This is a genomic window from Lysobacter sp. GCM10012299 (assembly GCF_042649405.1).
Lineage (GTDB): Bacteria > Pseudomonadota > Gammaproteobacteria > Xanthomonadales > Xanthomonadaceae > Lysobacter_J.
The window spans coordinates 1-13,822 of the sequence record NZ_JBHRZC010000007.1 but is presented as its reverse complement, the minus strand read 5'-3'; the positions used below and the strand labels follow the sequence as shown (position 1 = coordinate 13,822).

Sequence of the window (13,822 nt, the reverse complement as noted above, 5' to 3'; positions counted from 1 at the left end):
CACTGCCGCGCGAGCCTAACCCTCGCCTGTCCTCGACGCGTGAAGCTCAGGCGATGCCGATACCGGGGATGGCGCTGATCATGTCCGGGTCGAAGCCGGCCAGCTCGGCGAAATGGCGGCCACGCGCCACGTAGTCGCGATAGGGACCGAAACTCGGCGCGCCCGGCGAAAGCAGCACCACGCCTTCGTCGCCGAGCACTGCGCGCGCCTGGGCCATCGCATCGGCCAGGTCGACGGCGGCGCTCAGGTGAAAGCCGGATTCTCCGGCCACCGGCACCAGCAACGCGTGGATGCGCGGCCCGTTCTGCCCCATCGTGATCACCGCCGCCGGCGCCTGCGTGCGCATCGCCTCGGCGAACTCCTCCCACGGCAGGCCACGGTCGTGGCCGCCGACGAGCAGCGCCACGCGACGATCGCCGAAGCAGTCGAGGGCCGCCAGGCTGGCGTGCGGCGTGGTGCTGATTGAATCGTTGACGTAGGTGATGCCGTCCCGCGTGCCCACTGCTTGCAGGCGATGCGGCAGCGGCTGGAAGCTGGCGGCATGCGGCGCGAGTGCGACCGCATCCAGGCCAATCGCCTCGATCGCGGTGAGCACGGCGCAGAGATTGCCGCGGTTGTGGCGCCCGGGCAGCGGCAGGCTGCGCGTGTCCATGACCCAGGCATCGCCGCGGTACAGCGCGTCTTCGCGCAGGTGCCAGCCGTTGCGGTCGCCGAACCAGCGCACGTCGGTGCCGGCGTCGCGATGTGCTGCGTTGCCGGCTGCCACCAGGCGCGAATCGTTGCTGTTGAGGACGGCAATGGCCGGCGCGGCTTCGGTCAACAGGCGCAGCTTGTCCTCGACGTAGCGCTCGTGCGAGCCGTGCCAGTCGAGGTGCTCGGGAAATACATTCAGCACCACCGCGACCTGCGGGTGTGCGCCGCTCGCGGCGACGTCGCAGGTCTGGTAGCTCGACAGCTCGATCACCCAGAATTCCGGCGCAGGCTGCGGTTCGAGCACTTCCAGCAGCGGCAGGCCGATGTTGCCGGCCAACGCGGTGACATGGCCGCCGCAGCGCAGCAGGTGCGCCAGCAGGGCCGACGTGGTGCTCTTGCCCTTGGTGCCGGTCACGCACAGGGTGCGCGCCACCACGCCGTCAGCGCCGGCATGCTCGCCGAACCACAGCGCGGTGCCGCCGATGAAACGGGTGCCGCTCGCGGCGGCAGCGCTGGCTTCCTTGCCGTAGGGGCTGATGCCGGGCGATTTGACCACGACGTCGAACGCCGACAGGCGTTCGGCGCTGGCGTCGGTTTCAGTGGCCAGGCATGGATCGGCCAGCGCGGCGACTTCGATCGCCTCGTCGCGCGAACAGAACAGCGTCAACGCCAGCCGCGGCAGGCGCGAACGGATCGCGTGGTAGGCCGCGCGGCCTTCGCGGCCCCAGCCCCACAACGCGACCTGGTGGCCTTCAAGCTGCGAGATGCGCACGCAGGCGTTCCCACAACGCGGGCGGTATGCGCTGCTCGTCGTCGATGACCAGCAGCGGCTCGATGCGCAGGTCACCTGCGTCGAGCTGGGGACGGATCTCGGTGGCGAAACGTTCGACCAGCGCGTCTTCGCGCCACTCCGGGCGGGCGGTCAGCGCGGCCATCGCTGCGCGTGATTCGCGGCCCTCGCCGACGCATTCGAACGGCTTGTGGTCCTGGTACTCCAACAATGCATCGTAGCCGGCGATCTGTGCCGGATCATCGAGCAGGTTGCGGCCGAAGATGCCCATCAGGCGCGGCTTGGGCATGAACGGCGCCAGCGCCAGGAAGACGAAATGGCACTTCGGGCAGACGCCGCACCAGCGGTTGGCCGGGCGTTCGCCAAGGATGTGGAAGTTGCGGTTGCAGCTGCTGAAGTGCGCGTCGTAGCGGTCGGTGCGGGTGAACTGACGGGCCACGGCGAGCTCGCTCAGCGGTCGCAGCAGCGAGTAGTAATGCAGGTCGGCAGCGATGTGGCGCTGCACGTGCTCACCGATCGCCGACTCGCACGCCCAGCCCTTGGACCACTGGTGGTTCACTTCGCCGGTGCCTTCGATGACGCTGCCGTAGCTGGCGGAGCGCTCGTTGGAGAACACCACCTGGTCGACGCCCAGCAGCAGCGCGGCGAACAGCATGATCATCGAGTTGATCGCCGTCACCGGGATGTGGCCGTTCCAGGCGCCTTCGCGGTTGTAGTCGAACAGTTGCGGCGCCAGCGAGCGACCGATGTTGAACGTCGGCAGGCCGGTGCGCTCGGCGCAGGCGCGGATCAGCTGCGAACCGCCGATCCAGGTCACCGTCTGCTCGACACCCAGCGCGCGCAGCGCTTCGATGCTGACCAGCGAGTCCTTGCCGCCGCCGATGGCGACGAGGGCGTGGTGGCGCAGGCCGAGCGTGGGCGCGGCGTCCAACCCATCCCCTCCCAACCCTTCCCTTGAAGGGGAGGGCTTTACGGGGAATTTGATCTTGCCGTGCAGGTTCAGGCCATTGCGGTACGCGAACTCGCCAAGGCCGTTGACGTACAGCAGCTCCAGCAGCGCCGCGGTATCGGCATCGATGTCGTAGCTGTCGATCAGGATCTGCTCGGGCACCGCCGCCTTGTAGTAGCTCACGCCGGTGAACAGGTGCAGCAGGCGCAGCGCGCGTTCGACCGCCGCTGCGCGCTCGCCTTCGAGCACGAACGGGGCGCCGGGCACGGTGATCGCTTCGATCAGCTCCGGGCCGTCGTCGAAGGCGTACACCAACTGCGCCACGCCGGTGGCCGCATCGAACTCGCAGCGCACGAAGCGGAACGCGCGGATGGCGTCACGTTTGAATTTCCACTCACTCATTCGATTACGTCCTCTGCCGGCAGGGCCCGCAGGTTGTAGGTGTTGGCCATCGCCATGCCGTAGGCACCGGCGTCGGCGACCAGCATCACGTCGTCTTCGACAGTGTCCACCGGCAGCGTGCGGCCGCGGCCGAGCACGTCGCTGCTCTCGCAGACCGGGCCGACGACGTCGAACGCCGCGGTCTCGCCATCGTCGAGGCGGCTCAGGTTGAAGATGCCGTGGTAGGCCTCGTACATCGCCGGGCGCATCAGTGCGTTCATGCCGGCATCGCAACCGATGCGCAGCACGCCGTCCTTCTCGATCACCTGGGTGACCGACAACAGCAACACGCCGCTCTCGGCCACCAGGTAGCGACCGGGCTCGATCACCAGGCCATAGCGCGGGTACGCCGACTTGATCTCTTCCAGGCCACTGCGCCACAGCGCGAGGTCGAAGTCCGGTGCTTCCGGCGTGTACGGGATGGGCAGGCCGCCGCCGATGTCGATCGTCTCGATCGTGCCGACGCTGTCGGCCAGCCCGGCCAGGTGCGCATAGACGCCGCGCCAGTGCTGCGGATCCTCGATGCCGCTGCCCAGGTGCGCGTGCAGGCCGCTGATGCGCACGTTGAGCTTTCGGGCCTCGGCGATGAAGGCATCGAAGCGCGTCATCGGCAGGCCGAACTTGGCCGCCACGCCGCCGGTGCGGACCTTCTCGTGATGGCCCTCGCCGTGGCCCAGGTCGATGCGCAGCCAGATCGTGCGGTCGCGGAACACCTCCGGCCAGCGCTGCAGCGCCTCGATGTTGTCGAGCGTGACGATGATGCCGCGCGCGAACGCAGCCTCGTACTCGCGTCGAGGCGCGAAGCTCGGCGTGAACAGCACGCGCTGCGGTGCCAGCTCAGGCAGCGACGCGAACACATGCTCGAACTCGCCCTGCGACACGCACTCCAGGCCGAAGCCTTCGCCGGTGATCGCCTTGAGGATGGCCGGGTGCGGATTGGCCTTGATTGCGTAGAAGCAGCGGTCGACCGCGACCGTCGCGGTCAGCGAACGGGCGCGTTCGCGCACCGTCGCCAGGTCGTAGACATAACGCGGCGTGCCCTGCCCGGCCATCGCGAGCAGCTGCTCGCGGCGACCACGCCACCATGCCGGCGCACGCTGCGGCTTGCCGTGCGCGATCTCGCGCCAGCTCGGGCCGAACACGCTGGCATCGCGAACCGGCATCGCCCGCGAGCGGATCAGCTCGGCGTGCAGGTGCGGCAGCAGGCCATCGGCGTCGGCTTCGTCGATGACGAAGGTCAGGTTGAGGTCGTTGGACGACTGCGAGATCAGGTGCACGCGCTCGCGCCCGAACGTCGCCCAGATGTCGGACAACCGGTGCAGCAGCGAGCGCATGCCGCGGCCGACCAGGGTGATCGCCGCGCACGGCGCGATCACCTTGACCCGGCACACCTCGGCCAGGTCGGCACTGAGCGCCTCGAGCACGTTGGTGGTGACGAGGTTCTCGCTGGGATCGAGCGAGACGGTGACGTTGGTTTCCGACGAGCCGATCAGGTCGATCGACAGGCCATGGCGCTTGAAGCGCTCGAACACGTCGGCCAGGAAGCCGACCTGCTGCCACATGCCGATGCTTTCCATCGACACCAGCACGATGCCGTTGCGGCGGCTGATCGCCTTGACGCCCGGCACGGTCGCCGCGGTCGCATCGATGCGCGTGCCCGGCAGGTCCGGACGCTCGGTGTCGAGGATCGCCATCGGCACGCCGGCGTCGCGGCACGGCGCGATCGAACGCGGATGCAGCACCTTGGCGCCGGTGGTGGCGATTTCCTGCGCTTCGGCATAGTGCAGGCGGGTAAGCAGGCGCGCCTCCGGCACGTCGCGCGGGTTGGCGCTGAACATGCCCGGCACGTCGGTCCATATCTCCACGCGCTGCGCCTTCAGCAACGCGCCGAAGTACGCCGCCGAGGTGTCGGAGCCGCCGCGACCCAGGATCGCCGTGCCGCCGTCGCCGTGACGGGAGATGAATCCCTGCGTGATCAGCATCGGCGCCGCCTGCGCCGAGAAGCGCGTGCCGAACGTCGCTTCGCCAGGTGCGCCGTCGCTGTCGAGCCTGCAGTTCACAGACAGGCGCTGCGACCAGGCGTTGGCGTTGGGCAGCGACACCGCATCGAGCCAGTTGCGTGCGTCGCACCAGCCGAAGTCATGCCCCTGCGTGCGCAGGTAGGCCGCGCCAAGCGTGGACGAAAGCAGCTCGCCCTGCGCCAGCACCTCGGCCTGCCAGTCGAGCGTGCGCTCGCCGGCACGGGCGTCGGTCGCCAGCGCCTGCAGCAGCGCCAGGCGCTCGCCCAGCACGGCATCCGCATCCAGGTCGAGTTCGGCGCAGAATGCGCGGTGGCGCTCGACCAGCGCGGCAATGCGCGCATCGATGCCATCGCCATTGGCGATTGCCTGCAGCTCGTTGGTCACGCCCGACAACGCCGAGACCACGACCAGCACGCGCACACCGTCCTCGGCCATGCGTTTTCCGGCGAGGCGTCCGATGGTGTCCCAACGGTTGCGGCGAGACACTGATGTGCCGCCGAACTTGAGTACTACCCAGCGATTCGCTTCCGCCACCGCAACTGCCCTCTGAGGATGGATGTGAGTGATGTTCAGGATTGACAACTGATTTCGCCTGCAACCGTACGGGCAAGGCGCCCCTACAGAACCTAGAATGGCGCGCCACCTGCGGGCTGATGCCCGGGCGTGGCCACAAAGAACGACGATTCTAGTCGATACGCCCCCACCTCGGACCCCCGCCGAATGACGCTTCGCCGCTACCTGCAACTGGACGTGTTCGCCGACCGCCCCGGCGCCGGCAACCCCCTGGCCGTGGTGCTGGACACCGATGGCCTCGACGATGCCCAGATGCAGGCCATCGCCCGCTGGACCCGGCTGCCGGAAACCACGTTCGTCTTCGCCCCGACCCAGCCCGGCGCCAGCTATCGCATCCGGATGTTCAGCCCGCGCCGCGAGGTGCCGTTTGCCGGACATCCCAGTGTCGGCACCGCGCACGTGGTGCTCGAAGCGGGCCTGGCCGAAGCCAGCGACGGTCGCGTGCTGCAGGAGGGCGTGGCCGGCTTGCTGCCGCTGGCGGTCGACGGCAGCGGCGCCTCGCGCACGATCGCCGTCCGCACGCCGAAGGCGCACGTGGTCGAGATCGCCGATGGCAACGACGCGCGACTGCGCCCGGCGCTGTCCGGCCTGGACCTCGGCGCGCTGCCGCCGGCGCTGATGGATGGCGGCCGGCGCTGGTGGCTGGCCGAGCTGGCCAGCGAATCGGCCCTGCGCGGCGCCAACCCGGACTGGGATGCGATCGCGGCGCTGGCCGAAAGCACGTCGAGCATGGGCCTGTGCGCCTTCGCCCGCGCCGATGCCGGGCGCGACTACGACCTGGTCGTGCGCGCATTCGTCGGCGCGCCGGCGCGGTTCGAGGATGCCGCTTCGGGCGCCGCCAATGCCACGCTCGCGGCCTGGCTCAACCACAACAACGCCCTGCCCGGCCGCCCGCAGGATGACGGCGGCCACCGCTACAGCGTCAGCCAGGGCCGCGAGGTCGGCTTCGATGCACGGCTGGAACTGCGCGTGGATGGCGATGGCGAGGTCTGGTCGGGCGGCCAGGTCTGCAACGTGGTCCGCGGCACGATCGACTGGGCCTGACGATTCGCCGTCATCCCGGCGAACGCCGGGACCCAGGCTGTCACGCCCTCAGCCAAGCGACCACCTGCGACGCCACGTCCGCCGCTTCCCGCCCCAGCAGCGGACCGACATGGGTCGAACCCGGCAGCCGCATCAGGCTGGCGCCCCAGGCACCGGCCAGTTCCGCGGTCACATCCGCCGGCACGTCCTCATCCAGTTCCGAGGCAACCAGCAGCACCCGGCACGCCGGAACGTCGACCGCCACGCCCGACTGCGCCTGGCGCAGCACCCGTCCGGATTCGTCACGCCAGCGCCGGAAGGCGAACAGCGCGGTCGCGTCGTCGGCGTCGGCCAACGCGGCGCGGGTCGAGGCCAGTCGCGCGTCGCGCCGCCAGGGCACCACGTCGGGCCACTCGCGTCTCTCCAACCGCGCCGATAAGGGCGACGGCGGCAGCGGGTTCACCAGCACCAGTGCATCGGCCCCGCCGGCGCAGGCCGCCGCAAGCAACCCGCCGAGGCTGGCGCCGATGAGCGCACGCGGGCGCGGCAGCGCTTCCAGCACCGTGCGCAGCTGCGCCTGGTAGTCATCGAAGCAGGTGGCGGCCAGTCCGGCATCGGTCGGCACGAGGTCGATGCAGGCGCACTCGACGCCGTGGGCCTCCAGCACTCGCCGCCAGGTGCCCCACTCCCAGCCACCGCCACCGGCGCCGTGCACCAGCACGGCGTGGCGAACCTGCGCGGATGGCACAGCGCGCGTCAGCCCTGCAACGAGGCCGACAGCGTCACCGGCACCGACAGCGCGCGCGAGATCACGCAGCCGGCCTTGGCCGCTTCGGCGATCTGCTGGAACTGCTCGGCGCTGATGCCCGGCACCTTGGCGCTGACGATCAACTGCACGCCGGTGATCGTCGGGCCCGGGTCCATGCCCGGGTCCATCGTTGCTTCGGCGCGCGTCTCGATCCGTTCCGGGGTGAACCCGGACTTGCCGAGCACCGCCGAAAGCGCCATCGAGAAGCAGCCGGCATGCGCCGCAGCGAGGAGTTCCTCGGGATTGGTGCCCTTCTCGTCGCCGAAGCGCGTCTTGAAGGAGTAGTTCTGGTCGGCGAACAGGCCGCTCTGCGGCGTGCTCATCGCACCCTTGCCGGACTGCAGGTCGCCCTGCCAGACCGCTTCGGCGTAACGCTTGAAGGCCATGTTTGTGCTCCCGCTGCGTGAACGAGCGCACAGCCTAGCGCCAGAAGTGTTACCGGGGCATCGCGGAACGACCGGCGCCGATCAACGCCGCACCCGCCGGATCTGGCGCCGGACCCGGAAAATGATCACCTGCACCGCCAGCGACATCAGCCCCACGGTCACCAGCAGGTAATCCCCGCTCTCGAACCCTTTCTTGAAGACGATCAGCGACACGATCAGGACGTAGGCGCCAACAACAGCCAGCTTGGTGGACATGTTCATAGGAATCTCGACAGACGATGGTCGCCCGGCACGCGGCCGGTTCCGGCTCCGACCACGGCTCCGAATCCGGCTCCGAACCTGGCACCGATCAGGCGCGTCAAAGCCGACTTCACGCAGGATCGACACCGCCTTCCGGCGCTGCGACCGCGTTCGCCCGGATGGTGGCGCCAGCTTGCATGACCGCCGCGGCGGTTCGAATAGGAGGATTCCGAAAGTGGGGCCTCGGCAGGCTTGACCCACCCTGCCCCTTGCGCGAGGCTTGCCCTCCCGGCTCCCCGCCGGCACCCGCCATGACCGCCCGCCGAGCGCCCAACGCTTCGGCGCGAAGCGCGGACAGCCATGACGGCCTTCCCTCCTCAGCATCGGGAGAAGTCCGCTCATGTCCTACAGCACACAAACCATCCGCAACGTGGCCCTGGCAGGCCACCCCGGCGCCGGCAAAACCACATTGTTCGAAGCCCTGCTGCAGGCCGGCGGCGCAATCCAGACGGCAGGCAGCATCGAGCGCGGCAGCACCGTGTCCGATTTCGATGCCATCGAGAAGCAGCGCGGCCACTCGATCGACTCGGCCATCGCCAGCATCGACCACGCCGCGGCCAACGGCCAGACCATCCACCTCAACCTGATCGACACCCCCGGCTATCCGGATTTCCGCGGGCCGGCGCTGTCGGCGTTCGGCGCGGTGGAAACGGTGGTGATAGTCGTTGACGCCGACAGCGGCGTCGAATACGGCACGCGCCGGATGATGGAATACGCCAAGGGGCGGAACCTGTGCCGCGCGCTGGTGATCAACAAGATCGACCACGAAGGCGCATCGGCGGAGCGCGTGCTGGCGGAGCTGCGCGACACCTTCGGCCCGGAATGCCTGCCGCTCAACCTGCCCGCCGACGGCGGCAAGAAAGTGATCGACTGCCTCGGCAACACCAGCGGCGACAGCGACCTGGGCCCGGTGGCCGACTGGCACCAGAAGATCATCGACCAGATCGTCGAGATCAACGAATCGGTGATGGAGCACTACCTCGACCTGGGCGAAGGCGGTCTGTCGGGCGAGGAGCTGCACGAAGCGTTCGAGCAATGCATGCGCGAAGGCCACCTGGTGCCGGTGCTGTTCTGCTCGGCGCGCAACAACGTCGGCGTGAAGAAGCTGCTCGACGTGGCCGAACAGTGGTTCCCCAATCCGGCCGAAGCCAATCCGCCGCCCTTCGAGCGCGGCACCGATCGCCAGCGCTTCCAGGCGGTACCGGACCAGAAAGCGCACGTCGTGGCCGACGTGTTCAAGATCATCAACGACCCCTTCGTCGGCAAGCTCGGCATCTTCCGCGTCTACCAGGGTCTGGTGAAGAAGGACACGCAACTGTTCATCGACGACGGCAAGAAACCGTTCAAGGTCGGCCACCTGTTCAAGCTCAAGGGCAAGGACCACGTCGAGATCGACCAGGCGCTTCCGGGCGACATCGCGGCGGTGGCCAAGGTCGACGAACTGCACTTCGATGCCGTGCTGCACGACAGCCACGACGAGGACCAGATCCGCCTGTCGCCACTGGATTTCCCCAAGCCGATGTTCGGCCTGGCGGTGGATGCGGCCAGCAAGGGCCAGGAGCAGAAGCTCGCCACCGCCCTGCACAAGCTGGCCGAAGAAGATCCCTGCTTCGTCGTCGAGCATGAGGCCGAGACCAACGAGACGGTGATCCGCGGCCTGTCCGACCTGCACCTGCGCATCAACCTCGAGCGCCTGAAGGATCGCTATGGCGTCGAAGTGAAATCGCGTCCGCCGCGCATCGCCTACCGCGAAACGGTCAGCGGCAAGGCCGAGGGCCATCACCGCCACAAGAAGCAGACCGGCGGCGCCGGCCAGTTCGGCGAGGTGTTCCTGCGCATCGAACCGTTGCCGCGCGGCGGTGGCTTCGAGTTCGTCGACGAGGTCAAGGGCGGCACCATCCCGGGCCAGTTCATGCCGGCGGTGGAGAAAGGCGTGCGCCAGGTGCTGGGCAGCGGCGCTGTCGCCGGCTATCCGATCCAGGACGTGCGCGTGATCGTCTACGACGGCAAGCACCATCCGGTCGACAGCAAGGAGGTCGCTTTCGTCGCCGCCGGCAAGAAGGCGTTCCTCGATGCGATCGGCAAGGCGCGGCCGCAGGTGCTGGAGCCCATCGTCGAGCTGGAGGTCAACGCGCCCGAGCAGCACATGGGCGACGTCAGCGGCGGCCTGGCCAGCAAGCGCGCGCGCATCAGCGGCACCGACAGCGTCCGCGGCAACGAGATCGTGGTGAAGGCGCAGGTGCCGCTGTCGGAGCTGGAGGGCTATGCCGCCGAGCTCAAGTCGGTGACCGCCGGGCGCGGGCGCTACTCGCTCGACTTCAGCCACTACGAGCCGGTGCCGGCCAACGTGCAGCAGAAGCTGGTGGAGGCCTACAAGCCCAGGCAGGAAGAGGACTGACGCGCCACGGCCCAAGCACAGATACAGGCTTCACACGCCCTGACCCAAGCTGTGGCTTCCCCTGCACAGGAAGCACACATGCGCCACGGGACCGGAGTTGTGCTGCACGCTGTGCTGGTCGCTGTATTCGTGATCCTGATGCTCGCCCCCGCCTCCCCCGCGTGGGCGCAGGCGGGCAACAGTCGCTCCATCCCCAACTTCGCGCGCCCGGGCGGATTCCCGGACCCGGCGCTGCGCGTGGAGTACGCGCGCGGCAGCGATGCACCGCCGATGATGGTGCGCACCGGGCCCAATACATTCGAGCCGCTGTACAAGCGCGACGGCTCGCCGGCACGCGCGGCCGGCTACCACATCGCCTATTCCTCGTGCCCGTCGATACCTGACCGTGGCGGCAGCGCGACCACCCGCATGATCGACCTGGCCGCGGCCGAATGGGCGTACTTCGGCCTGCCGGTGCTGGACATGGCGGTTGAACCGCAGGCGATCGTGCCGCGCATGCCGCAGGCGGCCGGCGTGGTCGACATCATCGCGCCGGGCCGGAATGCCTCGGTCGGCAATCGCGTGCTGCGCCAGGCACCGCGCCTGGGCCTGATGGAAGACGACTCGCAGGTGAGCGGCACCATCGCCGGTTACTGGGCCGCCACCGGCAGCGAGGAAGCCCTGCGCGTGCAGAGCATCGTCAACTACGGCTGGCATGAAGCCGGCTGGGCCATGCCGTGGTCGGCGGCGTTCATTTCCTGGCTGGCATGCGAGTCGGGCTTGTCGACCGACCAGTTCCGCCGCAGCGGCGCCCATTTCGATTACGTGCGCGCTGCCGTGCGGGCGCGCGACGGCCAAGACCCCTCGCACCTCTATGTTGCTTACGACCTCACCGAAGCCACACCCGCGGCAGGCGACCTGTTGTGCACGTCGCGCGGCAACGCCACTTTCGCCTCGATCGCCGACGTCCGCGGCGGCATCAGCGATTCGCTGTCGCTGCACTGCGACCTGGTGGTCAAGACCGACCTCGAGCACCGTCGGTTGTTCGCCATCGGCGGCAACGTCAACCACGCCGTGACACTGTCGGTCATCGCCATCGATGGCAAGGGCCAGCCCCTCACCGACCGCGACATCATCGGTGCGCATCGCTGGTTCGCCGTGCTCAAGCCGCGCCAGGGCTCGGCGCCGAAGCACGACCTCGACGGCACGCCGACGGTGCAGCAGATGTACCGCGACTACGCCCGCTACGCAGCCACCACGCGGGCGCCGCCGCCGTTGCCGCTGGTGGCGCGTGGCAAGCCGGCGAGTCCGACGACCACCCCGGCCACGAGTCCTTCCCCCAAGGCGCCGTCCGTCAAGCCGCCCGCCAGGGAACCCGCCAAGACGCCATGAACGGAACGCCGGCCTGAGACTTTTCTGATCCATGCGGCACGCGTATCGTCGCGGCATCACTCGTGGAGTCCCGGATGTCATCGCGCCGCTCGTTCCTGCTTGTTTCCCGCAATGCCTGGCGCGGCCTTGCCGTGGCCGCCCTTGCCATCGTGCTTGCCGCGTGTTCGACCCTCAACGGCCTGGGCGCGCTGCTGGGCAACGAAGTCCGGTTCACGCCGATGCAGTTGCAGGGTTCGCTCGACCGTAACTTTCCGAAGCACTACGACAAGCTCGGCGGGCTGGTGTCGCTCACGCTGATGAACCCGCGGCTGACCATTCCGCAAGGCTCGAGCCGACTTCGCGTCGACTTCGACCTCGGCCTGGGCGCGCTCGGCAGCGACAGCAGCAAGCCCGCGGGCCACTTCGCCCTGACCAGCGCCCTGCGCTACGACCCCGGCACGCGCGGCCTGCACCTGCAGGATCCGCGCATCGAACAGGTCGACGTGCCGTCCCTGGGCGGCGCGATGAACGGCAGCTCGCGCGCGCTACTCAACTCGTGGATGGGCGAGTACTCGCGCGAGGAGCCGATCTACCGCTTCGACAACAGCCTGCTGGACAAGCTGGGCTCGCGCCGGATCGGCACCACCGCGATCGAGAGCGGCACCGTAGTCGTGCACCTGGACCAGTGACATGGTGGCGTTCCGATCCCTGATCACCGCTGTCGCCCTTGCCGCGACGATCGCCGCATGCAGCGACGGCGACAAGCCGCAAGGCCAGCGTGGCAGCGACGACACGCAGGCGCTGCCGACGCCCTCGGGCAAGGCCGATGGCAGCGTGACCGGCATGCCCGACAAACCCGGACCGGGTCAGATCGGGCCGCCGCCGCAAGCCGTCGAGGAGGTCGTGCTCGACGAGAACGGCAATCCGATCGTGCCGGTCGACAGCGCCGGCCAGCCGTTGCCGGGTACCGACACGGGGGCACAGCCTGCCGATGGCGTGGCTGTGAGCGAGCCCACCGCGCAGGACGCCATGGCCGTCGTCCGCGACTACTACGCCGCCATCAACAGCCACGCCTACGACCGCGCCTATGCGCTGTGGTCGGACGGCGGCCGCGCCAGCGGCCAGTCGTCGCAGCAGTTCGCCGACGGCTTCCGCGATACCTCGGGCGTTTCGGTCGAGATCCTCGCGCCGGGCGCGGTCGACGCCGCCGCCGGTTCGCGCTTCATCGAGGTGCCCGTGGCCCTGACCGCCACCGCCGCCGATGGCAGCCAGCGCAAGTTCGTCGGTGCCTACACGCTGCGGCGCGCGGTCGTGGACGGGGCCACGGCGGAACAGCGCGCGTGGCGGATAGGATCCGCCGACCTGCGCGAAGTCACGCCCTGATTCATTGAGCCTCGGCTTCGTTGGATAACGTCCCGCCGCGAATCGTCCTCGACACGAACGTCTGCCTGGACCTGTTCGTGTTCGGCGACCCGCGCGTGGCGATGCTGCGAGCGGCGCTGCACTCGGGCGATGTGGTCGCGGTGAGCAACGCGGAATGCCGCGAGGAATGGTTGCGCGTGCTGGAGTATCCGCAGCTGCGGCTGGACGAGGCGGCACGCGCGTCTGCGATTGCCGCATTCGATACGCAGGTCCGGTTGCTACCCACGGTGCCCGTGGCCGAGGGCCTGCTGCCGCGCTGTGCCGACCCCGATGACCAGAAGTTCCTGCTGCTGGCGCATGCCAGCGGTGCGCGCTGGCTGCTCAGTCGGGACGATGCGCTGCTGGTGCTGGCACGTCGCACGCGGCGTGATGGGCTGTTCGAGATCCTGTCGCCGGATTCGTGGCGGCCGTAACCCGGCTGCCCTGCCACCGTCATCCCCGCGAACGCCTGTCACCGTCATCCGACGAACGCCTGCCAACGTCATCCCGGCGAACGCCTGTCACCGTCATCCCGGCGAACGCCGGGATCCATCTTGACGTTGCTGTTGGCCGCAGGCTTCTGCCTTCGATGCGGCGTCGTCCGCAGGGGCGGGGAGTGCTCCGTCCCGCGGACGACATCCTGTCTTTACGCGGGACGCGGGACATCCATGTCCCGCTGCTCCGCACTC

12 protein-coding genes are annotated in these 13,822 nt (G+C 68.9%); 6 read left to right on the top strand and 6 right to left on the bottom strand.

The features are described 5' to 3' along the window. Positions 1 to 46: 46 nt before the first annotated feature. Genes murD through ACFOPO_RS15895 form a run of 3 tightly spaced genes read right to left on the bottom strand, consistent with a single transcriptional unit; the run spans position 47 to position 5,428 of the window. Entirely contained in the window at positions 47 to 1,465 is a 1,419-nt protein-coding gene (gene murD / locus ACFOPO_RS15905) for a UDP-N-acetylmuramoyl-L-alanine--D-glutamate ligase (RefSeq protein WP_386704461.1), read from the bottom strand. Beyond that, a complete protein-coding gene (gene murL, locus ACFOPO_RS15900) occupies positions 1,446 to 2,834 on the bottom strand; it encodes a UDP-N-acetyl-alpha-D-muramoyl-L-alanyl-L-glutamate epimerase (RefSeq protein ID WP_386704460.1) in 1,389 nt (462 codons plus the stop codon). The genes murD and murL overlap by 20 nt, the downstream gene beginning before the upstream one ends. Beyond that, a complete protein-coding gene (locus tag ACFOPO_RS15895; protein ID WP_386704459.1) occupies positions 2,831 to 5,428 on the bottom strand; it encodes a bifunctional aspartate kinase/diaminopimelate decarboxylase in 2,598 nt (865 codons plus the stop codon). Before ACFOPO_RS15895 ends, murL begins: the two co-directional genes overlap by 4 nt. Positions 5,429 to 5,614: 186 nt before the next feature. On the opposite strand from ACFOPO_RS15895, the gene ACFOPO_RS15890 reads away from it, so the two are divergent. Continuing rightward, positions 5,615 to 6,511 (top strand): PhzF family phenazine biosynthesis protein, encoded by an 897-nt coding sequence (locus ACFOPO_RS15890; RefSeq protein WP_386704458.1) that lies wholly within the window; start codon positions 5,615 to 5,617, stop codon positions 6,509 to 6,511. Between the two features lie 40 nt (positions 6,512 to 6,551). Here the strand turns inward: ACFOPO_RS15890 and ACFOPO_RS15885 are convergent, their stop codons facing one another. The 3 genes from ACFOPO_RS15885 to ACFOPO_RS15875 form a co-directional block, all read right to left on the bottom strand. Then, the gene (locus ACFOPO_RS15885; protein ID WP_386704457.1) at positions 6,552 to 7,238 is read right to left on the bottom strand and encodes an alpha/beta fold hydrolase; all 687 of its coding nucleotides are present in this window, start codon (positions 7,236 to 7,238) and stop codon (positions 6,552 to 6,554) included. An 8-nt stretch (positions 7,239 to 7,246) separates the two neighbouring features. Beyond that, the gene (locus tag ACFOPO_RS15880) at positions 7,247 to 7,684 is read right to left on the bottom strand and encodes an OsmC family protein (protein WP_386704455.1); all 438 of its coding nucleotides are present in this window, start codon (positions 7,682 to 7,684) and stop codon (positions 7,247 to 7,249) included. 81 nt (positions 7,685 to 7,765) lie between these two features. Continuing rightward, positions 7,766 to 7,939: a hypothetical protein gene (locus ACFOPO_RS15875; protein ID WP_386704454.1), complete on the bottom strand. Its 174-nt coding sequence runs from the start codon at positions 7,937 to 7,939 to the stop codon at positions 7,766 to 7,768. Between the two features lie 385 nt (positions 7,940 to 8,324). Here ACFOPO_RS15875 and fusA point away from each other — a divergent pair, with 385 nt between their 5' ends. The 5 genes from fusA (at position 8,325) to ACFOPO_RS15850 (ending at position 13,567) form a co-directional block, all read left to right on the top strand. Then, the gene (fusA, locus tag ACFOPO_RS15870) at positions 8,325 to 10,382 is read left to right on the top strand and encodes an elongation factor G (protein WP_386704453.1); all 2,058 of its coding nucleotides are present in this window, start codon (positions 8,325 to 8,327) and stop codon (positions 10,380 to 10,382) included. 78 nt (positions 10,383 to 10,460) lie between these two features. Further along, the gene (locus ACFOPO_RS15865; RefSeq protein ID WP_386704452.1) at positions 10,461 to 11,753 is read left to right on the top strand and encodes a DUF2272 domain-containing protein; all 1,293 of its coding nucleotides are present in this window, start codon (positions 10,461 to 10,463) and stop codon (positions 11,751 to 11,753) included. Between the two features lie 74 nt (positions 11,754 to 11,827). Next, on the top strand, positions 11,828 to 12,421 hold the full coding sequence (locus ACFOPO_RS15860; protein WP_386704450.1) for a hypothetical protein: 594 nt from the start codon (positions 11,828 to 11,830) through the stop codon (positions 12,419 to 12,421). 1 nt (position 12,422) lies between these two features. After that, the gene (locus ACFOPO_RS15855) at positions 12,423 to 13,115 is read left to right on the top strand and encodes a hypothetical protein (RefSeq protein ID WP_386704448.1); all 693 of its coding nucleotides are present in this window, start codon (positions 12,423 to 12,425) and stop codon (positions 13,113 to 13,115) included. A gap of 20 nt (positions 13,116 to 13,135) precedes the next feature. Then, on the top strand, positions 13,136 to 13,567 hold the full coding sequence (locus tag ACFOPO_RS15850; RefSeq protein WP_386704446.1) for a putative toxin-antitoxin system toxin component, PIN family: 432 nt from the start codon (positions 13,136 to 13,138) through the stop codon (positions 13,565 to 13,567). Positions 13,568 to 13,822: the final 255 nt, after the last annotated feature.